Annotated in this window: 13 protein-coding genes; 6 read left to right on the top strand and 7 right to left on the bottom strand. The window is 52.5% G+C overall.

The features are described from left to right. Window positions 1–10 precede the first annotated feature (10 nt). The 3 genes from SD69_RS03485 to SD69_RS03475 all read right to left on the bottom strand — a co-directional run bounded on the left by SD69_RS03485 (window position 11) and on the right by SD69_RS03475 (window position 10,565). On the bottom strand, window positions 11–6,475 hold the full coding sequence (locus SD69_RS03485) for a starch-binding protein (RefSeq protein ID WP_041522108.1): 6,465 nt from the start codon (window positions 6,473–6,475) through the stop codon (window positions 11–13). Between the two features lie 466 nt (window positions 6,476–6,941). Continuing rightward, a complete protein-coding gene (locus SD69_RS03480; protein WP_041522107.1) occupies window positions 6,942–8,792 on the bottom strand; it encodes a glycoside hydrolase family 13 protein in 1,851 nt (616 codons plus the stop codon). A gap of 138 nt (window positions 8,793–8,930) precedes the next feature. Then, the gene (locus tag SD69_RS03475; protein WP_041522106.1) at window positions 8,931–10,565 is read right to left on the bottom strand and encodes an alpha-glucosidase; all 1,635 of its coding nucleotides are present in this window, start codon (window positions 10,563–10,565) and stop codon (window positions 8,931–8,933) included. Window positions 10,566–10,881: 316 nt separating this feature from the next. Between SD69_RS03475 and SD69_RS03470 the strand changes: the two genes are divergently transcribed. Both SD69_RS03470 and SD69_RS03465 read left to right on the top strand, forming a co-directional pair. Then, complete coding sequence (locus SD69_RS03470) at window positions 10,882–13,278, top strand: glycoside hydrolase family 15 protein (RefSeq protein WP_041522105.1); 2,397 nt, start codon at window positions 10,882–10,884, stop codon at window positions 13,276–13,278. A gap of 90 nt (window positions 13,279–13,368) precedes the next feature. Next, window positions 13,369–14,874 (top strand): MFS transporter, encoded by a 1,506-nt coding sequence (locus SD69_RS03465; protein ID WP_041522104.1) that lies wholly within the window; start codon window positions 13,369–13,371, stop codon window positions 14,872–14,874. A gap of 37 nt (window positions 14,875–14,911) precedes the next feature. Here the strand turns inward: SD69_RS03465 and SD69_RS03460 are convergent, their stop codons facing one another. Then, window positions 14,912–15,943, bottom strand: a complete 1,032-nt coding sequence (locus SD69_RS03460; protein ID WP_041522103.1) for a LacI family DNA-binding transcriptional regulator — start codon at window positions 15,941–15,943, stop codon at window positions 14,912–14,914. Window positions 15,944–16,037: 94 nt separating this feature from the next. Further along, complete coding sequence (locus SD69_RS03455) at window positions 16,038–17,492, bottom strand: RimK family protein (protein WP_041522102.1); 1,455 nt, start codon at window positions 17,490–17,492, stop codon at window positions 16,038–16,040. Window positions 17,493–17,634: 142 nt separating this feature from the next. On the opposite strand from SD69_RS03455, the gene SD69_RS03450 reads away from it, so the two are divergent. From SD69_RS03450 to SD69_RS03440, 3 genes are all read left to right on the top strand, one after another. Next, entirely contained in the window at window positions 17,635–18,729 is a 1,095-nt protein-coding gene (locus SD69_RS03450) for a GNAT family N-acetyltransferase/peptidase C39 family protein (RefSeq protein WP_041522101.1), read from the top strand. A gap of 244 nt (window positions 18,730–18,973) precedes the next feature. Continuing rightward, the gene (locus SD69_RS03445) at window positions 18,974–19,177 is read left to right on the top strand and encodes a CsbD family protein (protein WP_041522100.1); all 204 of its coding nucleotides are present in this window, start codon (window positions 18,974–18,976) and stop codon (window positions 19,175–19,177) included. Then, window positions 19,174–19,776: an exopolysaccharide biosynthesis protein gene (locus SD69_RS03440; protein WP_052480852.1), complete on the top strand. Its 603-nt coding sequence runs from the start codon at window positions 19,174–19,176 to the stop codon at window positions 19,774–19,776. The genes SD69_RS03445 and SD69_RS03440 overlap by 4 nt, the downstream gene beginning before the upstream one ends. A gap of 51 nt (window positions 19,777–19,827) precedes the next feature. Here the strand turns inward: SD69_RS03440 and SD69_RS03435 are convergent, their stop codons facing one another. Continuing rightward, the gene (locus SD69_RS03435; RefSeq protein WP_041522099.1) at window positions 19,828–20,106 is read right to left on the bottom strand and encodes a hypothetical protein; all 279 of its coding nucleotides are present in this window, start codon (window positions 20,104–20,106) and stop codon (window positions 19,828–19,830) included. Window positions 20,107–20,520: 414 nt separating this feature from the next. Between SD69_RS03435 and SD69_RS03430 the strand changes: the two genes are divergently transcribed. After that, window positions 20,521–20,841 carry a hypothetical protein gene (locus SD69_RS03430; protein ID WP_041522098.1) on the top strand — a complete coding sequence of 107 codons (321 nt, stop codon included), beginning with the start codon at window positions 20,521–20,523 and terminating at the stop codon, window positions 20,839–20,841. A gap of 93 nt (window positions 20,842–20,934) precedes the next feature. On the opposite strand, the gene SD69_RS03425 is transcribed toward SD69_RS03430, so the two are convergent. Next, window positions 20,935–21,273, bottom strand: a complete 339-nt coding sequence (locus SD69_RS03425) for a P-II family nitrogen regulator (protein ID WP_041522097.1) — start codon at window positions 21,271–21,273, stop codon at window positions 20,935–20,937. Window positions 21,274–21,361 lie beyond the last annotated feature (88 nt).

The raw sequence follows: 21,361 nt of genomic DNA, 5'->3' as shown, positions 1-21,361 counted from the left end.
CTCCTATCGCTTAGCGGCGTTTGGTAAAGCTATCGGATAACACCAGAGCTTTTAGCATGTCGCGCATGCCACCACCGTTACGAAGATCCTGGCTGTAAGAGCGAATAATGATTTCATCGCTTAACTCGCTTTCCTCACGGCCCACCACATAGCGATAGAATTGACGGGCAAAACAAGCCTCACCCTGCCCACTACCGGCAATCAACTCAGCCAACTCGGCAATCGAGTGGTACGGCACGGCCTCGCTGTCCGGATCCATTACAGTCTCTGGCGAGTACAAGCTTTTAATCGAGCCGCTGGCGTCAACCTCTTGAGTTTGACCGTTGCCCAAGGTTTCTATAACCCGGTATAAACCCTGACTGTCGTAACGCTCAAAGCCAAAGCCAACCCCGTCGATAAACTGATGGCAGGCGCGACAAGCCGGCTCACTGGTGTGACGTGCGGTGGCCTCGCGGTTGCTGTCATCGTCTTCAAAGGTCACGTCAAAGTTGGCTGCCGCCGGCGGCGGAAACTCCTGACACATAAGCATCTCGCGTACAAAAACCCCACGCTTTATCGGAGACGGATTTACCGTATTGGTACGCGAGGCTAAGAAACTAGCATGCCCCAATAATCCGGCACCAGCGCGCGGATCGTCGGCATTGTAGTTGCGCACGCCCCAGCCGGCTCCAGCGCCCTCTAGGTTGTAGTGGCCTGCCACCAAGTCATTGGCTTGGGTGTAACCGGCCAGCAGCAACTCCGAAAACGGCATATTGGATTCAATATTCTCCAGTACAAAGCGCACCGTCTCCTCTTTTAACGCTACGACTAAATCGGGGTTGCTAATGGCGGGGAAGGGGTACTGATTGTTGATCAGCCAGCCGCCGATGAAACGACGCAAGCCTTGCTCGGCACGGGCATCATTCAGCACGTAGTTTAAAAGGCTGCTAAGGTTCAAATCGCCGTCGCTGGCGGCCGTCAACAGAGTCGCATCGGGTGTGCTCGCCCAGAAGATATAAGCCAGTGAAGTGACCACTTCAAAAGGTGACAGCTCGTATAGGCCCGACTCCGCATTAAGTAAGCCTAGCTCCGAGCGGTACATAAAGTGTGGCGACATCAACATAGCTTGCAACGCCCGTCGGCCGCCATCCTCATCGTCATAAAGCGCCGTATAGGCATCCACCTCGGAGCCGGACAGCGGCCGGCGAAACAAACGTTTGCCAAAGCCGCTCACCGCACAGCGCATATCTTGGCAATTGTTTTCTAAGCCGTTAAAGGTGTAGCGAGCAATGGCCTGCTCGGCTAACTCTTTGGCGACCATTTGGTAACCCAGTGTACGGTCGTACCCCGATGATAAATACGAGGCCGTTGTAAAGTTACGATAGCGTCCGTCTGCGGGCACGGTATTCATAATCTCGGCCGAGAAATTTATATTGAAGACATCCCGAACACTATTGAGATACTCGGTTTTGGTCAGCAACCGAAGGTTGCGCGCATCAATCGCATCACCTTCGCACTCGGCGCCGTCACACAATTGCGGCTGCCACGCCTCATCGATAACCATCCGGGCAATTTCCAATGCGCAGTCACCCTCGTTAGTGCCGTCGCAACTGGCGGAGTTATCCATAGGCATAAAATCGGCAATGTAATTGGCCAGTAGTGGCTGACTCCAGGTATCGTCTAAGGCGTTAATGGCTTTTGCTACGCCACCACTTCCGTCATCGCCATGACAGCTAGCGCACTGGGCCGCATAAAAATCCCGCCCCAACTGATACAAGTCATCGCCTCCGGTAAAAAGCGCTTGCAGCGACACATTTTGATCGGGAATAAGCAGCTGCACGACTTTGTTGCTAACCGGCCCAACAATAAAGGCCGCACCGTCGCCCTGCCAGCCGGTAAACTCAGTTCCCAATGGAGCCTCATCGGCCGTTACAGTGACCAGAGATCCAACCGGAAAATCTCGTTCATTGTTTTCAGTCGTGCCGCCAATCACGGCTACCCGATAAATCCCTTGGTTGATTCCGCTGGCATCCCAGGGTTGTAATTGCCCATTGGTGTAACTAACCGACTCTGTAATATTGTTTAAATCGGCCGTTTGTGCGCCGCCCTCACCCGCGTTGAATACAGCGTTTACCGTTCCATCCGGTAGCTGATCGGGCGTGATGCCGTAGCGCCACCAATTACCATCGGTATTGTTCATAGGCACACCGGGCCACTCTGTGAGCGGCTGGTCTACCCCATCTATAGTGACCCATAGATATACATAAACGGATTCCCAATTATTGCTGTTGTCGAAACGCAACCATACATCGTCGGAGGGTTCTGTAACCTCTACGCTCGCAGTCAAATCGCCCACTTGAGCCGTCACCGTTGCAGGGCCAGAATTAATACGCGTTAAGAGCCCTTGATTATCAACGGCAACCGCATTATTGCCGCTGCTAACGTGCCAGCTCGCACGCTCGTAAACATTGGCTTTGGTACCGTCTGCAGCAACGCCATACACCACAAGCTGTTGTGTATCTCTTAGGCTAACTTCACTTGGGGCAATGGCGAGACTTGTGATGGCTGTATGCAGTTCAACCACCTTGATGGTAATGGTTTGATCAAATCCCTCCGCCTGAACCGTTAGCGTCGCCGTGCCAACACTGTGTGCGCGTAAGCTAAGCTCGTGGCCGGATACCGACTCGACCGACAGAATTCCTGGATTACTGGTGACAGCCACAGTAACCTCACCCACAGGCGCACTAAACCCATTATCAAATAACGCCGAAACAATAGCGTTTGCGCTGTCACCCGGGTTGAGAGTATCGGTTACTGACACCTGTAATCCGGTTGTTTGCGCACCGGCGGCGGTTATCCAATCGCGAAAAAAGGTATCGGCTTTAGAGTTGGTGTAAAGGGTTCCCTTGGGCATGCGGTTACTGTCGGTTACCTGGTAAATATGCAACAGGCTATCGGCGGGGCTAAAAGGTTTAAGTCGGTATTGCCCACCATTGGTTTGCACATTCAACAACTTCATATCGGCCAGAGGCGTGTCAAAGCGTAAATCCATAAACGTGCTGGAGTGACAGTGCGCGCAGTTAGTGGCGAGATAAGATTTAGCGCGCTTTAACTCGCTAGCATCGGAATCATCTATGGCGACAAAGCGGTCATAGTTGTCCGAGGCGTCAATCGCTTCGCTAAACAAGTCGACATGGTTAAAAGCATCCAGCTGATTGTCGACAACGCCTGAGTAGTCAAAGTTACGGTTCAACTGGCGGGTATGAATCGCCAATGGCTCGCGACTCCCGTTACCGGTATGACAAGACCCGCAATCGGCCGCGGCTTGCACGGGACGATCGCGACCGTCTACATCGGTGTTACTGACACTGGTTGTCTCAGTAACCAAGGTTGCGTCGGTATAATCTTCGTTCCAATAATAATTAGCCGCTTGCCACTTACCACTTCTCTGTCGAAACAGTACCGATGTGGTGAACGGAGCCTGACTGGCGTCACTAAGCTGCAACGTTTTGTGTTTAACCAATACCGATCCCACCGGAAGTTCCCAGTCATCGGTTGCGGAAAAATCTATAGTTTCGCCTTCAGCAACTACCATAAAGTGCCGCACACTGGCGCCATCAAACCAGCCGTCGGTATTTACTTTGTATTCCATTACTCCCGTTTTAGGGACGAGTGGCTGTAAAGACTCAAACAACCCTGTCTCCGATAATCTGGAAGGAATCGTCGCCCGCTCGGCGTCATCGTCTAACAGACGATAAATGGTTGAGTTGCCTCCGTATTCGACGCCGTAGGTAGAAACTAACAATGACTCTCCTCCCACACCGGTACCAAACGAGGCAATATTTTCCGGGAAGGCATCCGTCACCAACTGCTTGGCTTCACCATCGGCGACCGCCCAGATTTTTTTGGTGACATAATCACCAAACACGAAACGACCATTTAGCCCGGGCAAACTGTTACCGCGATAGACAAAACCACCGATAACAGAGCGCCCTACCGGGTGGTTATAGCCCTCTCTGGGAGGCGCAAAATCAACACTGCAATCTTTACTGCTATCGCCCCCTAAGTCGCCGCGATTGGTCGTGCCTTCGCACATGGGCCAACCATAATTTTTGCCTCTCTCAATTAGGTTGACCTCTTCAAACCCCGCCTGGCCTACCTCTGTCTCCCACAAAGTGTACGGTGCTTCAGAGTCAAACGCCCAGCGCCAGGGATTGCGGTGACCATAGGACCAAATTTCGGGGCGAAAACCTGCGACACCCACAAACGGGTTATCACTGGGCACATCGTAGTACTTGCCATTTATGGGCTGATCGAGTGGGTTAATACGAATGATTGAGCCCAACAAATTGCTGGTTACCTGCGCATTATTATTAGTGCGGGGATCTTCTGGGTACGAGGTAATAGCGCTGTGGCCGTAAGCGCCGTCGCCCACACTTAGATACAGGTAATTCGACTCGGGATGAAACTGTAGCATTCCGCCTTTATGGTCGGGGCCGGGCTGGGCAATACGCAGTAGCTCGACACCCGAGCCCGACACAATACCACTGGGGTTATAAGGGTCAGCCACGCGCCAGCGTTTTAAAATGGCATCGCCAAACTGACCATTGGCTTCACGCTCATCATCACTTTCACCATAAATATAGTAGCCATACAGGTAGCCATTACTGGCGTAATCAGGGTCAAAGGCAATACTCAATAGCCCTTGCTCGTGGTAGTTTTTAACCTCTGACGAAATATCCAAAACCGTTTTAACATCTTGGGGGGTTACGCTTTCACTATCGGGGAACGCGTAAATAACACCGGGCTTATCCACCACAAACAACAGACCACTCACCGGGTCTGCGGTTATCATAACCGGTGCCATAAACTGATTAACAAGGTTTGGGTAGGCAACCTCGAAACGGTAGTTACCTTGAGAAACATTGCCGTCAACAGGAAACGCGTGGGGTTGCTCCATAACCGGCCGATTGGGCATGCCGTGGTTACCGTTAGCCTCTAACACGGTGACCTGCAGTGTATCGCTCACGGTATCACCGCCAGCCGTTACCAGCGTTAAGGTTATGCTAAAATCCCCCACCGCACTAAATACCGGGGTAGTCGTTAACTCACCAGTCAGATCCTCACTCCAAAGGGCGCTACTCCAAATGGCCTGCTGGTACTCTCCCGTGGACGCACTAGCCGACAGCTCGATACTCTCGCCGAGCGAGACAACCTGATCGGCACCTGCATTTGCTTGTGGCACAGAATCGCCCAGCATTAAATCGCACGCCGCCAAGTCACTCCAGCCCTGAGCGGTATAGCAGCTATTACCGAGATACGTTAAATCTTCAGTTTGTTGAGAGGCGCCGTCGTTAAATATTATATTGATGGACTCTGGAAACGCACTGACTAAATAATCTGAAAAATCAAAACAGTAATTGTCCCCTACCATTTCCATTGGCTCGCCAGGCCAAGGCGGAGCTTCTGTCATACTTGCCTCAGGCACCGCGCCCCAAAAATACACATGGGGCAAGGCATAATCATCCGGGTTGGCAAAGCAAACACTATTGGCATTTACTGAATCGGGCTTGGGGTTAACCGTTAACAAAAAATCGTCAGAGGCCAAAGCATCGGCATTTGATAGTGCTGTTGCGTTTACCGTAAAGCTACCGGAAGAAAGCAACGCCTGGGAGCTTATTGGGTTTCCCTCAAGCACTCCACTCCACGCCTCACTGGTCCACTCAACCGCGGCAATATCACCGTTTCCTGAAATGGCTTCAAGCGTTATTACATCGCCCCAGTCAACAGTAACATCCTCGCCGACACTGATAGAAAACTCATCAACACCGACACCACACCCGGCTAAACTTAGCCACTGATTATTGCGGTAACAGGAATCGCCACTGAGCACCAGGTCTTGTGTTTGGCTACCGGCATTATTGTTAAATATCACATTAACGGTTTCGGGAAGGACGCCTCCGGAGACTATCTCCGATAAGTCATAACATAAGTGATTATTGTTGTTAGCCATCGGGTAGCCTGGCCAAGCGTTCAAACCCACCATGGCGCCCGATGGGGTGGGGTTCCAGAAATAGACGAAGCCTGTGTTAAATTGTAAGGCATTGTCGTAACACACAAGCTTATTGGTGGTCGTATTATCCTGTGCTACTTCGGTAACCGACACCTCGTAAGTTGTGTCGCTAAAAAGAATACGGTAACGACCTTCTTCGACGTGAAAGTCGTCCTCTGGATATGACTCATCCCAGCTGACCGATCTTGTGATTTTAAATCGCGGGTTGTCGCCCGAGAATTCCTGAACAGTCTCCCAAAGCTGGGTATCGCTATTAAAGGTAAGTTCATCAGCACCCCAATTATTGGGCGTACCACGAAAGTACGCGTGATCCCACTGTTGCGAGAATGAGCTCGCCGACAAACCCAGCAGAGCCACACACACAAACCAACAAAATATTGTTTTAATAGGTTCGCCAACGACACATTTATTATTGCCAATCATAGCGTTCATCCAGCCATTATTATCAACGTGATTTCACGTTATTTTTCAAGAACACGCTCAATACCAGAAGAGCAAAGATACTTAGCAAACTCCGGCCATTATATTGGACACGACAAACCCGCCTCGACAGAAACTGTCGATCAATTAAGCGTGCGAATAATTGCTAGAATTTTTTGGAGATAGTCAGCTTGAGTGAAGCCGAAAAGAGAACAATCTCAATATTGTCAGATAACATTTCATGCGAGCCCTCGTTATTATTAGTGGCTACGATTTAGGTCTAATCATCAGGTTGTTATCAAGACTAGTAACAGAGCAGATATTGTTCAATATGAATACGTATGCAGTGAAACCTATTGGTAACACTTTGTGATGCGGCTTAACATTTTAAGTGGGTATGGGACAGGAGGTTAACCGGGAAACCATAGGGTATGGAATTACTCCCGGCACAAATAATTGTGAATATCGCTTAGGGTTCACTACCAGGCACTATGGTAATAATTCTGGCATCCATAGCGCCAAGCGGTAGCGACCCTTCCAGCGCAACGGATTTATTGTTTAAAACATCAAACCCTTCATCGGCACGCATTAAGATATCGGCAAACCGATCTAAGTTAAGCTCTTTCGGCTCATTATTGTGATTGAGTATTGTCATTACCTGTGAATCGTCGGCCACGTTAAAATATACGTAGACACCGTCGTGCGGCGCATAATGAATCAGCCGACCCTCGGCAATTGCTTTACTACTTTTTCGCCATGTTAACAAAGTGCGCAAGAAATCTTGTGCTTGTTTTGCCTCTTTACTCAGGCCAGAACCATTAAAGGCATTTACCTCGTCACCGGGCCACCCGCCGGGAAAATCTGAACGGATAGCACCGTGATCTTCCGTGCCAGGGTTAGTCATTAGAATCTCAGTACCGTAATAGATCTGAGGGATGCCACGAGTGGTGAGCAAATACGCCATTGCCTGCTGCCATAGCGCGTAATCCTCATCTAGCTGCGTATAGATTCGGCTCATGTCGTGGTTATCGGTAAACACAACTAAATTGTCTGGATCGGGATATAAAAAATCATTACTTAATGCTTCGTACAGCTCGATCACCCCGGTGCCCCACGCCTCTTCAGTGTTAAGCGCGTTTACCAAAGCCGTCTGCAATGGGAAGTCCATCAAACTCGGCAACATGGGTTTAAATCCGTCGGGGTTTTCTTTACCACTCTGCCAGTAGGAGACAATCGCTGGATTGTTAGACCATTCCTCGCCAACGATATTTAAGTTAGGGTATTCCTCCAGGACTCGCTCGCCCCAGTCGACCAAAAAAGATTGCTCAGGGTACGAGTAAGTGTCCACTCTTATACCGCTTAACCCAGCGTACTCGATCCACCAAAGGCTGCTTTGTATCAGATATTGCGCCAAAAATTCATTGCGCTGATTAAGATCGGGCATGCTGGGCACAAACCAACCATCAGTAAACTGACGAGTATCGCTGGGGGCGGCATGGGGGTCGCGCAAGGTAGTACGGCGATGGGTGGTGGCGGAGAACTTACCGTCAAAATTGATCCAGTCTTTAAACGGTTTATCCTGCATCCACCAATGGTTGGAGCCGCTATGATTTAACACCACGTCCATAATAAGCCCTATGCCCTGCTCTCGAGCTTTTTGCGCAAGAGCCAGGTACTGCTCATTACTGCCAAACCGTGGGTCGACCCGATAAAAATCGGTGATGGCGTAGCCGTGGTAAGAGTATTCCGGCTGAGCATTCTCGAGCACCGGGTTAAGCCACAGCTGGGTAAAGCCCATTTCACTAATGTAATCTAAATTCTGGATAATACCGGCCAAGTCACCACCGTGGCGGCCACCCGGAGCCTCGCGGCGTAAACCATCCGTATAACCTTCAAGCGTATCATTGCCTGGATCACCGTTAGCAAACCGGTCGGGCGTTATCAGGTAAATCACATCTTTGCCTGAAAAGCCCTCTCGCTCAGCCGAGTGTTTTGCGCGAGTCATTAATGGGTAACGCCAAGTGGCGACGAGATCGTCGCCCCGGTAAAACTCCAACGGCAAGCGACCGGGCTCGGCATCCGGGTCAATACGTAAATCTATAAATAGGTAGTTGGGGCTATCGGCTTGATGTACTTCAACGATCTCTGCCCCTGAGTAATCGAGCTTGGGAGTTAAGTTACCTAGACCATCACCATGTACCAATAGCTGCAACTTGCTGCTGTGCATACCCACCCACCAGGATGGCGGCTCTACCCGGTCAACAGTATCCGCCCCAGCCATCATAGGCAAAAGCGCTAGTAACAGAACAAAGGCTCTCATGCTATTTCCTTTTGTTGATCTAAAAAGTACCGGCTAATAGAACCCCAAAGCCGGCAAAAAGATTACCACAATAGCATTGTAAAGTTCGGAACCCGACAGGCACCTCCGCCAATATTAGCCATTGACCGCTAACCACGGTCAATGGGGCTTTAGTGTCGCAAAGAAGGCATCAAACCCAGCTAACCAAAGACTATCGCCTTGCGCTTTACCGTTAAAACCGTGTCCGCCCAATGGCTCGAGGGKAAAACGCGCTTTAATCGAGTGAGGATAGGACACCGATACCTCTTCACCCGATAAATTAAACACCGCTAACAGTGTTTGCTCTGGCGCGCTGCGGATAAACCCTAATATGTCCTTAGAGAACTCGTAAAACTGAATATCTCCTGACAGCAGCGCCACCTGATTTTTACGCCATGCGGTAAATCGACGGTAGGCATTCAGTACCGAGTCGGTGGCATTGTCTTGCAGCGATACCGCTTGCGCTAAATGCTCCTGCGGCACTGGCAGCCAGGGGGTAGACTCACTAAAACCGCCGTGTGTCGTAGTCGACCAGGGCATCGGCGTGCGGCACCCATCGCGCCCTTTAAAGCGTGGCCAAAAGGTAATGCCGTAGGGGTCTTGCAGCTGGTGCTGTTCGATAGGCGCCTCGGTTAAACCCAGCTCTTCGCCCTGGTAGCTGCAAATGCTACCGCGTAACGAAAACAACATAGCGTTAAGCACTTTTGCCAAAGCGGCTGAGCCATGCTCGCCGCCCCAGCGCGTCAACACCCTTGAGACATCGTGATTACCAATAGCCCAACAGGGCCAGCCCTCGCCCAACCCCTGCTCAAGGGTCTCTACCGTATTGCGGATATACGCGGCCGAAAACTCATCGGATAACAGCTCAAAGCTGTAACTCATATGTAAGCGCTTATTGCCCTGGGTGTATTCCGCCATAGTGGCCAGCGAATCTTCGGAGGAGATTTCACCTAAGGTTACCGTGCCCGTATAGCGATCCATTAATGCGCGAATTTCTTGCATAAACTCGATATTTTCAGGCCGGGTGTTATCATAAATGTGGCGTTGAAATGCATAGGGGTTGTCTTCGCTAAAGCCTCGGCCTTTGCGCTCGGCCGCAGGTTTAGCCGGATTGTTACGCAGCTGCTGATCGTGAAAGCAAAAGTTGATGGCATCCAGGCGCAGGCCGTCGACGCCACGCTTAAGCCAAAACTCTACCTCCGATAAAATCTGGGCGCGCACCTCGGGGTTGTGAAAGTTGAGATCTGGCTGACTTTTTAGAAAATTGTGCAAATAGTATTGCTCACGGCGCGGCTCCCACTCCCAGGCGCTGCCACCAAAAATAGCCAGCCAGTTATTGGGTGGGGTGCCGTCTTCACTGGGGTCGGCCCACACATACCAGTCAGCTTTGGGGTTGGACTTTGACTCTCGGCTCTGTAAAAACCAAGCGTGTTGATCGGAGGTATGACTCAGCACCTGATCAATGATCAACTTGATGCCGCGCCGGTGCGCCTCGGCAATTAAACGATCGATATCATCTAATGTGCCAAACAGCGGGTCGACATCGCGGTAGTCGCTAATGTCGTAGCCAAAGTCTTTCATGGGCGAGCGAAAAAACGGCGACACCCAAATCGCATCCACGCCAAGGCTGGCAATGTAATCGAGCTTGCTGATGATACCGGCAATATCACCCACTCCATCGCCATTACTGTCCATCAGTGAGCGGGGGTAAACCTGATAGATAATGGCGCCACGCCACCAGGGAGTGTTTTGCATGATACTTCCTAAAATTTCGGATCCGTTAGGCTCGACTCGAGCTTCCGGCATTCGTTATTGTCAATGTTGGGCCGCTGCCATAGCGCATCTCGCCCACCTTTCACAGGTTGTAAAAAGACTAATTCACACGCCGGAAGCCACGCAAGCCAATGCATTCGTATGCAACGCGAAAAGCCGATGAATACGTATGTATTTGGTTGCCGCCCTCTATGGGCTCGATTATCTTGGTCTGCAATCGCCCTGTTTTATGCCCCCAGCTGCGTGTTACACCGCGCCAAGGCCCGGAGCGAGCTATAAACGATAAGAGAGATGTATCATGACTTTTGCTAAACGACTTCCCTACTTAGTGGGCTGCATCGCCGTAGCCACCTTAAGCGCCTGTAATGACATACCCAGCCACCCCGATACCAGCGCGGCAGCCGCACCGGGAGCACCGGGCGCCTCCCCCACTTGGGCCTACTCGGGTAAAACCGGTATTGGCACCAGCTACGAGCAATACCACAACGGCCAGTACAGTGATCAGGCCGCCACAGGTAGCGTGTCTAAAGTGTGGTTCTCCATTGCTCAGGGCGTGGTCACCGAAACCATGTACGGTTTGATTCACGAGGCGCAGCTAAAAGACATGCAGTTTGTCGTGACTGGGCCGGGATTCGTCGATCTAGAGCAAGAAGCGACCCTCAGCCACATCGAATATTTACACACCGACAGCGACGGCCGGCCTACCTCGCTGGCTTATAAAATCGTCAACACCGATAAAGACGGTAAATACAAAATTGAAAAACGTATTGTCACCGACCCCGCGCACAACACCCTGCTGCAACGAGTGACCTTTAGCGCCATGGCAGACGACGTAACCGCTCACTTGGTGCTCAACCCGCACATTGGCAATACCGGCACCGACGATACCGCCCACGGCGAGGGCCAGTACTGGTACGCCAGCGAGGGGGACACCAGCATGGTGGTTACCACCCAGGCCGACGTGCAAGGGTCGGTGGGTTTTGTCGGCCGCTCCGATTTACTCAGTGATTTAGCCGACGGCACGCGCAATGAGTTTTACTCAAATACCGGCACTACCCCCGGCAATGTCAGCATTGCGCTCACCCTACCGACGTTAAGTAACACCAGTGCCCAGTGGGATTTTGCCCTGGGCTTTGGCAATAGTGACACTGCCGCCAAAGAGCAGGCCGATGCCTCGATGAAACGCGGCTTTGCTCAAGTACTGGCCGACTACCACGGTGAGGGCGACGCTATAGGCTGGCAGGATTACCTTGCCAGCCTCAACGCACTGCCCGAGCTGGCCGCCGGCGCCACCGACGGTGGCAAGCTCGCCTACGCCAGCGCTATGGTGTTAAAAGCCCAGGAGGACAAAACCCACGCCGGCGCCTTGATCGCCTCGCTGTCTAACCCCTGGGGCGATGTGGTGGCCGCTACCGAATCCTCAACCGGCTACAAAGCCGTATGGCCGCGCGACTTTTACCAGGTGGCGATGGCCTTTTTGGCGCTGGGCGACACCGCTACCCCTGAGGTGGCCTTTCGCTACCTGAAGAAAGTTCAGGTGGGGCCAGAAACCCCTGGCTACCAAGGTGCCCCGGGTTGGTTTTTACAAAAAACCCACGTTGACGGCACTCTCGAGTGGTTTGCTGTGCAGCTGGATCAGACCGCCATGCCCATTATGCTCGGCTGGCGCCTGTGGCAAGACGGCGTGTTAAACGATACCGAAGCCACCCAGTGGTATCACGACATGCTGCGCCCTGCCGCTGACTTTTTGGCCGACGGCGGCGATATCTCACTCGGCTGGAACACGGCCAACATCCAGCCGCCCTTTACCCAGCAAGAGCGCTGGGAAGAGCAAGAGGGCCACTCGCCCTCCACCACGGCGGCGGTTATTGCCGGGCTAGTCAGCGCCGCCGAGCTGGCTGAACTCGCCGGTGAGCCCGAGCGCGCCCAGCACTATTTAGCCAAGGCCGATGAGTACGCCGCTCAACTTAAGCCACGCACCTTCACCCGCACCGGCGCTTTGGCCGGCGCGGGCTCCGACGGTCAGTACTTTTTGCGCATCAACCGCAACCAGGACCCAAACGACGCGGGCCGCTTGATCGAGCGCAACGGACAGGGAGCACTCAACGAGAGCGAGATTGTCGACCCGGGCTTTTTAGAGCTGGTGCGCTATGGCGTGTTACCGGCCACCGACAGCGCCGTGCGCGAGTCGCTGGACGAAGTCGACAGCAGCCAGCTACCCGATTACCTGCGGGTTAAATACACCTTTAATCGCGATGGCAAAACTTTTGCCGGTTGGCGACGCTACGGTGGCGACGGCTACGGCGAGCGCACCAGCAACGGTGCCGGCTACGCCGAGGGCGGCAGCAACCACAGTGACCAGCGCGGCCGTGTATGGCCCTTTTTAACCGGCGAGCGCGGTCACTATGAGTTGGCCTACGCCTTAGCCAATAACGACAGCACCGCTATCGCAGGGTTAAATGAAACCTACGCCGGCGCGCTGGAGGCTTTTGCCAACGAGGGGCTAATGCTACCCGAGCAAGTGTGGGACGGCGTGGGCGACAACAGCACCTACCAGTACGCTAAAGGGCAAGGGACAAACTCGGCCACGCCGCTTGCCTGGACCCACGCCGAGTACATCAAATTGCTGCGCTCACTCAATGACCGTCAAGTGTGGGATCACTACCCAGCGGTAGAGGCGCGCTACGCTGAGTAGGCCCAGGCCTGACAAACTAAGGTAAGATCGACCTTCAGGGGCGCCACACGCGCCCCGCGATAACAACCAATAACAAATAATGAGAACGTTATGACCCAAGCCGTTAAGTCCCGCCCGAAGCTTAGTTTCTGGCAAATTTGGAACATGTGCTTTGGCTTTATCGGCATCCAGTTTGGCTTTGCCCTGCAAAATGCCAATGTCAGCCGAATCTTTCAAACCCTGGGCGCCGAGATCGATGAGCTGCCCATTTTGTGGGTCGCCGCCCCCATTACCGGCCTAGTGGTGCAACCCATTGTCGGCTACTTTTCGGATAAAACCTGGAACCGTTTGGGCCGGCGCCGGCCCTATTTTTTAATCGGCGCCCTACTCACCAGTGGCGCGTTGTTTGTCATGCCCCACTCGCCTACGCTGTGGATGGCGGCCGGCATGCTGTGGATTATGGACGCCTCGATTAATATTTCGATGGAGCCGTTCCGCGCCTTTGTCGGCGACATGCTGCCGCAGCGCCAGCGCACCCTGGGGTTTGTGATGCAGGCGTTTTTTATCGGGGTGGGCTCGGTGGTCGCCTCTATGCTGCCGTGGCTGATGGCTAACGTTTGGGGCATGAGTAACACCGCCGCACCGGGCATTGTGCCCGACTCGGTTATTTTTTCGTTTACACTCGGTGGCGTAGTTTTACTGCTCGCCATGGGCTGGACCATTTTCACTACGCGCGAGTACTCCCCCCAACAACTGGCCGCGTTTAATGCCGAGGAAGGCCAAGTAGAGTCGCTCGCTGAGCGGGTGCATCGCCCCGCTGCGCGCTATTTAAAAGACGGCGCCTTGTGGTGTGCCGGGGGCTTCGTTAGTGCCGCACTTATTTATGCGTTTGCGCTTAATGCCGAGTTATACATTCTAGCCGGCGGTATTACGGTGTTTGGTCTACTGCAGCTATTGGCGAGCTGGATGCAAACCAACGGCCATACCCATCACGGTGTGTATCACGTTACCCATGATTTATTTCATATGCCGCGCACTATGGTGCAGCTGGCTGTGGTGCAGTTTTTTTCGTGGTTCGCGCTGTTTTCCATGTGGATTTACATCACCCCGGCGATTGCCAGTTTTCACTTTGGCGCCAGTGACTCCAGCGGCGCGCTCTACAATAAAGGCGCCGACTGGTCTGGCGTGCTGCAGGGCTCTTACAACGGCTTTGCCATGTTAGCCGCGTTTATCATCCCACTAATGTCGCGCAAGCTTGGCCGCAAACAAACCCATGCGATTAACCTACTGTTGGGCGCCGTTGGCTTTATTTCGTTTGTGATTATTCGCGACCCTAGCTGGCTGCTGTTGTCGATGGTGGGGGTTGGCTTCGCCTGGGCCTCTATTATCTCAATGCCCTACGCCATTTTGTCTTGCGCCCTACCGGGGCAAAAAATGGGTGTGTATATGGGGATCTTTAACTTCTTTATCGTGATACCGCAGATTTTAGCCGCCAGTGTGCTGGGGTTATTGGTTGGGGTCGTGTTTGAAGGCCAAAGCATTTACGCGCTGGTGCTGGGCGGCGTGTGCTTTGTTATCGCCGCCGGTTTTACGCTATTGGTGGATGATCAGGAATAACTTTGCCCAAGCATCGTGAGGGCGCCACACGCCCTCTTTAACGCTTGCCCCCGCAAGAGCCGCGGATAACCAGCTCGGCCGGAATCAAAAACGATTCGAGCTTTTCGCCCTCCATCAGCTTTAACAGGCTATCCACCAGTAACTCACCCGCGAGCTTGGTGTTTTGCTGTACCGTTGATAACGGCGGGTGGGTATAGGCCGCCATGGGAATATCGTCAAAGCCCATAATGGCAACATCGCCGGGGATCGTCTTGCCGGCCTCTTCTACGGCCTTCATGGCGCCAATTGCGATTAAATCACTCGCACCAAACACCGCATCAAAGCGCAAACCGCGCTCGTGCAGCGCCAATGCCGCGTGATAACCGGCATCCTCTGAGGTCTCGGCATCAATTTGCAGCGCTGGATTAACGGTAATACCGGCATCCGCCAGAGCCTGACAATAACCTTCGTAACGGCGTTTAAACTCTGGGCTGCCCTCGCCAATGCCGCCCACAAACGCAATATCGCGACGGCCCAAATGCAGCAAATGCGCCACCGCTTTGCGCGCACCATTGTAGTTATCGCAGCCGATGGATACGCCCGGTTGCCCCGGTAACACGGGCCCCCAGGTTATATAGTGGGCATCCTGTTCATCCAGGTGATTCAATTTTTTAACGTAAGTGGTGTAATCGCCATAACCTAAAAAGATAATACCGTCGGCGCGGTTGGCGTCTTCGTAGTCGGCGTGCCAATCCTCGCTAAACTGCTGAAACGACACTAGTAAATCGTAATTGCGATCGGCAGTTGCGCTGATAATACTGGCCACCATCGATAAAAAGAAAGGGTTGATCAAAGAATCACCCGTGCCGTGATCCTCGTTGAGCAATAACGCCACGGTACGGGTTTTTTGCGAGCGCAAATTGCGCGCGTTTTTATCGACTTTGTAATTAAGCTCCCGGGCAATCTCTTGTACCCGGCGGCGGGTTTCTTCGTTTACCAGCGGGCTATCGCGCAGCGCCCGGGACACCGTCGCCTGCGAGACGCCCGCGCGGTAGGCAATATCAAAAGAGGTGGGTTTGCGGTCGCTCATCAGGTGTTCCCGGCATGTTATCGTTATAAAGGCTTGCCTGAGATACTAGCGTAAATCGGCGCCGGCAACCACAACCGGCGCACCTCAGTGCGGTTTAACCTCGCTCATCCAGGCGACGTTTAAATTCCCCCATAATCACGTCGTACAACTCAAGGCCGAGGTATTTATCCTCTACCGCCGAATCTATGGATGGATTGTCGTTCACCTCGATAATCGAAATATCATTGCCGTTTTGTTTTAAGTCCACCCCGTAAAAGCCATCGCCGATTAATTTACTGGCAGCCACTGCCGCTTTAAGCACAGGTTTTGGCACTTCAAAAGTACCCATGGCATCAAAACTGCCAGAGGCGACACCTTTACTGGAGTGGTTGTAAATTTGCCAGTGGTTTTTAGCCATAAAATAACGGCAGGCGTATATCGGCTGCCCCGCCAACACGCCGATGCGCCAATCGAATTCGGTGTACAGGTAACTCTGCGCCAGCAACAACGCACTTCCCTGAAACATCTCGCGCATCACCTCGGCCAGCTCCTCACGGCTAGCCGCCTTTTTAACGCCGACCGAAAACGAACCATCGGGAATTTTTACCACTACCGGTAAACCCAGCTCGTCGATCAGCTCCTGCTCGCGGCCCATATCGGCGCGGCTTAAAATTCGCGTGGGCGGCATCGGTAACCGGTGGGTCGTGAGCAATTGCGTTAAGTACACTTTATTGGTGCAACGCAAAATCGAATCCGGATCATCGATAACCACCAACCCCTCGGCCTGAGCCCGGCGGGCAAAGCGATAGGTAAAGTGATTCACCGAGGTCGTCGCCCGGATAAACAACGCATCAAACTCACTAAGGCGATTAATATCGCCCCGGCCAATGGTCTCAGCCATAATGCCCTGCTTAGCCGCGGCTTTAATAAACCGCTTAATCGCGGTGCCATTACTCGGCGGCATGGGCTCTTGGTTGTCGACCAGAATCGCCATGTCGTATTTGTACTCTTTACGCGCACGGGGCTTGCGCCAAATAAGGCGGCTAAAATTATCCAGAGCATCGGCAAACAGGGTTTGCTCAGACTCTTGTAGCTGGCCTAGCGGTACGGTCTCAAGTGACTGTATTTGCCAGCCGCTTTTTCGCTTAAAGCGCACCCGCAAAATCGGCGCCGCAATTTGCTCGAACAACGCCCGGGCCAGATCGGCCAGCGGGGCGACGTCGGTTTTTCCAAAACAGACCAACAAGGATACCGCATCACTGGTACCGGCGATGGCGTTTAGTTTTTCGTCTATCTTTACATTAAGGGCTAGCACCTCTTGCCACTGACGCTTCGATAAGTCTCTCAAGGTCTTTACCGAGGGCACCACTTTGTGACCACGAGCCTCAGCCAACAACGAGCAATAGTAACCAGTCGAGAGATAATCATACTGGCGGCATAAGTTGATCACCCGGCAACGCTGGCGAGTATCGGCCTCAACGAGGTAATCGTTGGCCAGTACCACATCGGCCGAAGGGTAAAGTCCGGCCCAGTCGGAGGCCTTTTCAACAATGATTTTCAATTGCGTCATGGGAAGTCTAGTTACCTTAAATTAGCGCAAAAATTAGATTGCGCAGCGGCGCAAGTGTGGCAAAATCGCGGCAATTGGCAAGTATTATTTTGCTCTTTTATTGTAAAGGTTGGCACAGCGCTAACCCGCTACTGAGACACCTATGACCCCGACCGTTCGCCCCGCTCTACTGTCCGACCTGGACGCGCTTGTCGCGCTTGAGAACTCAAGCTTTAGCGGCGATCGAATCAGCCGGCGTAGCTTTAGACACTTTCTGGATACCGAACAGAACCAGCTACTGGTAATTGACCAGCCAGTGCGGGCCTACGTGTTGATCTTGTTCCGTCGGGGCACCTCGCTTGCGCGTATTTATTCGCTGGCGGTTGCCCCTGACGCTCGAGGAGCTGGATTTGCGCGCGCATTAATGGCAGCGGCCGAAGCCTGCGCCCGACACCGCGACGCGTTATTTTTACGCCTGGAGGTAGCCGACACCAACCAAGCGGCCATTGGCCTATACCGATCGCTGGGGTTTCACCCCATTAAACAGTTGGCGGGCTACTACGAAAACGGCGGCGACGCCGTACAGTTTGAAAAACGGCTGGGGCGCGACACGCAAGATAACCCCAGCGCCAATTTCTACCCGCAAACCACCGAGTTTACCTGTGGCCCGGCGGCAGCCATTATGGCCATGCAAGCCCTGCGGCCCAACAGCCGGTTCAGTCGCATCGATGAAATCAACCTATGGCGTGAGGCAACCACTGTCTATATGACACGTGGGCACGGTGGCTGCTCACCCCACGGTTTAGCGCTTGCGCTATATCAGCGTGGCTTTGAGGTGCGGCTGTTACAATCGAGTGGCCAGGTGGCGTTTATCGACAGTGTACGTAGCGAACATAAAAAGCAATTAGTAGAATTGATTCACAACGATCACGTAACAAAACTGCAACAAGCTAGTATCCCAAGTGATGTCTGCGTGATTAACTCCAGCGTTTTGCGCGAGCAGTTAGACGCCGGCTATACTATTTTATTGCTTATCAGCACCTGGCAGCTAAACCGTAACAAAGCCCCCCACTGGGTCTGGTTATCGGCCATGGACGATCAGTTTGCCTACTTACACGACCCCGATGTGGACCTGCAAGATCATCGCAGCGCGCTGGACAACGCCAACTTGCCATTGGCTCTCGACCAGCTTAACCGGGTGCTAGGGTACGGTAAAAAAAGTTATCGCGCCGCAGTTTTGCTACGCGATCAACGCTGATGTTAAAGCGCCTTGTAAAATTAGCCACGCAACCGATCTCGCATTGTAAAAATTAGCCTCCACAACATTGAGTCCGCTAAGCTACATCACTCAATAACACCTTTCGTAATCGCGCAACCCAGCCCAAGCTATTGATAACCCTCACTGTTTCGACCTACTCCTTATTTTGGTTCGATGTTTGCAGAGCTGTGGTATCCCGGCATTAACTTTGGCCGGCTTATTTATCAACGATCAGGAGACGGTTATGAACACATTACAGCTAGAAGGTAACTGGCAAAAAATGAAAGGTGCCGCACAGGAACAGTGGGGCAAACTTACCGACGACGACATCGACCGTATCGTGGGTAAGCGCGACAAACTTATCGGTGCAGTAAAAGAGCGCTACGGTATTACTCAGCAAGAGGCCGAGCGTGAAGTTAATGAATGGTCTACCAAGTACGAGCAATGAACAGTCCCAATGAGAAGTCCAGCTCAGGGCAGGACAACCTCACCGGAACCATCGATTTAATTGAAGACTCCGGCAGTGGCGAAACCTTGAGTGTCGGTGATATTCTCAGTGGTGTTAAAGACCGCGGCTTTGGCCCGCTGCTGCTATTGCCGGCGCTGATCACCCTGCTACCCACCGGAGGTATCCCCGGTGTACCCATTATTTCAGCTATCTTAATTGTTCTCATTGCCGGGCAATTACTGGCTGGTGCCAAGCGCCCCTGGATCCCCTCGCGTTTGGCGCGAGCCAAAGTATCACGCGAGCGGTTTACCCAACTGCTGGATAAATCGCGTCCGGTTACCCGGCGGGTAGATCGCGCGATTAAACCGCGTTACGGTTTTATGACCGGCAAAACAGGCAACCGATTGGTGGCGGTAATAGCCATCGTTTTGGCGCTATCGTTAATTCCCCTGGGCCCTATTCCGTTTGCTGCAGCAATCCCCTCCGGAATACTCGTGTTGCTAGCGTTAGGGCTGGTTGCGCGCGACGGCTTGTTTATCATACTGGGATTAATATTAAGCGTGATAGCCGTGGGCTGGATGGTGATGCGATTTTTGTAGTGGCTAGCCAAGCCTAAAAATGCCCGTGAGTCTGTCACGGGCATTCGATTGTTACATCAAGCGGCCGGAGTACTCACTGGCCGGCTTACTCGGTCTGTCGGTGCCAGCGACGCGATTAGGCACCTCGTTGATCTTTCCGCCATTGGCCAGAAAGGCCTCGATCTGCGACTGAAGCTCAGAGCGTACCCGCTCGCGTGAAGCGATATTAAAATCTTCTTGCGGCTGATTTTTACCTTCGTCGCTTGCACTGACCTCATCGTTATCATCAACGTCGATGTCGTTATCGTCGTCTAAGTCACGACTTTCATTTAGCTCGTATTGACTCGCCATAAATAACACCTCTCAAACCGTATGTCTTATCCATGTCAAAACAAAAAACTCGATTTAGATTAACCCACCGCTATTATTAATCGCACAGCTCTGCCACAACGGAGCTGGCTTTATACGTGGAGTTGTTGCCTTTATAGCGCAATAAACGTAGTTCGTTAAAGGATTTTTTTACTTTTTTTAGTCCAGTTTTTTATTAACGTAAGTGCTAGCTTTAGTTTTTGTTATTTACCGTTAAAGCGCGCGAGTGGAGCGCCACTCTAAGCAATAAAACGTGGCGACGTGTTTCGGGAAGTTACAACAAGATTGCCCTTAAACGGCCGCAGACTGCCCGGCGATTAAGCATTTATTTGGCACAGCTAAGGCTAACCCGTTACACTGCTGCGCTACCGATTATGACAGCCGAAGAGATCAAGCATGGCATCGACACGTGAGCTCAAATACTTTCCCGAACTTGCCGAGTACTCTCTGCCCGAGCAAGAAAGTCGCCTAAAGCAGGCCAAGGCCAGCGCCTTTGGCCCGGACACACGACTCGAGCGTTGGCGTGGCAACTTAGTACAATTCTTTTTAATGTTTGCCGGCTCGGCTGCCTTTATGGTGCTGCTGGCCCCCGCACTTAGTCTCTCGCAAGATACCGCGGCTATTATTATGCTGGTAATCGTATTACCGCTATTTTTTATTTTTCAGCAAAAGCGTTACTTGAAGCTGATTCGCCAGGCGCTGCAGGAGCAGCGATAAGCTTATGCATTTGCGCTACCCATAAAAAAACAGCGGCCAATGGCCGCTGTTTTTTTATCCACCTCCGAAGAGGCGGTAAACTCACTAAAACAATTAAATCGCTTCGCTGCCGGTTTCTCCGGTACGAATACGGATAATCTCTTCCAGTGGGGTGATAAAGATCTTACCATCACCAATTTTACCGGTTTGCGCCGCTTTGGTGATTGCCTCAACCGCTTGATCGACCAGGGCATCGTCTACCGCCAGCTCGATTTTTACTTTAGGCAAAAAATCAACCACATATTCAGCACCACGGTACAGCTCGGTGTGGCCTTTTTGGCGACCAAAGCCTTTCACCTCGGTCACGGTCATACCCTGTACACCGACCTCAGACAGTCCAGTGCGAACATCGTCGAGTTTGAACGGTTTAACGACAGCAGTAATCAGTTTCATTATGGATTTCCTTCTTCGTCTTGGTCTCAGCCAGATAGCTTGCTGTAGCAGTTTGAGGTTGTGCCCTGTAGTGGGGCTACCAAATTCT

The sequence above is a fragment of the Gilvimarinus agarilyticus genome (assembly GCF_000832015.1).
In the GTDB taxonomy this organism is placed as follows: domain Bacteria; phylum Pseudomonadota; class Gammaproteobacteria; order Pseudomonadales; family Cellvibrionaceae; genus Gilvimarinus; species Gilvimarinus agarilyticus.
Note: the sequence above shows the minus strand (reverse complement) of the source record. Positions and strands in the feature narration are given on the sequence as shown.

Bases quoted from the DNA above. Each gene is read 5' to 3' on its own strand.
- SD69_RS03485 (WP_041522108.1), bottom strand. From the start codon at position 6,475: ATGATTGGCAATAATAAATGTGTCGTTGGCGAACCTATTAAAACAATA.
- SD69_RS03480 (WP_041522107.1), bottom strand. From the start codon at position 8,792: ATGAGAGCCTTTGTTCTGTTACTAGCGCTTTTGCCTATGATGGCTGGG.
- SD69_RS03470 (WP_041522105.1), top strand. From the start codon at position 10,882: ATGACTTTTGCTAAACGACTTCCCTACTTAGTGGGCTGCATCGCCGTA.
- SD69_RS03465 (WP_041522104.1), top strand. From the start codon at position 13,369: ATGACCCAAGCCGTTAAGTCCCGCCCGAAGCTTAGTTTCTGGCAAATT.
- SD69_RS03460 (WP_041522103.1), bottom strand. From the start codon at position 15,943: ATGAGCGACCGCAAACCCACCTCTTTTGATATTGCCTACCGCGCGGGC.
- SD69_RS03455 (WP_041522102.1), bottom strand. From the start codon at position 17,492: ATGACGCAATTGAAAATCATTGTTGAAAAGGCCTCCGACTGGGCCGGA.
- SD69_RS03450 (WP_041522101.1), top strand. From the start codon at position 17,635: ATGACCCCGACCGTTCGCCCCGCTCTACTGTCCGACCTGGACGCGCTT.
- SD69_RS03445 (WP_041522100.1), top strand. From the start codon at position 18,974: ATGAACACATTACAGCTAGAAGGTAACTGGCAAAAAATGAAAGGTGCC.
- SD69_RS03440 (WP_052480852.1), top strand. From the start codon at position 19,174: ATGAACAGTCCCAATGAGAAGTCCAGCTCAGGGCAGGACAACCTCACC.
- SD69_RS03435 (WP_041522099.1), bottom strand. From the start codon at position 20,106: ATGGCGAGTCAATACGAGCTAAATGAAAGTCGTGACTTAGACGACGAT.
- SD69_RS03430 (WP_041522098.1), top strand. From the start codon at position 20,521: ATGGCATCGACACGTGAGCTCAAATACTTTCCCGAACTTGCCGAGTAC.
- SD69_RS03425 (WP_041522097.1), bottom strand. From the start codon at position 21,273: ATGAAACTGATTACTGCTGTCGTTAAACCGTTCAAACTCGACGATGTT.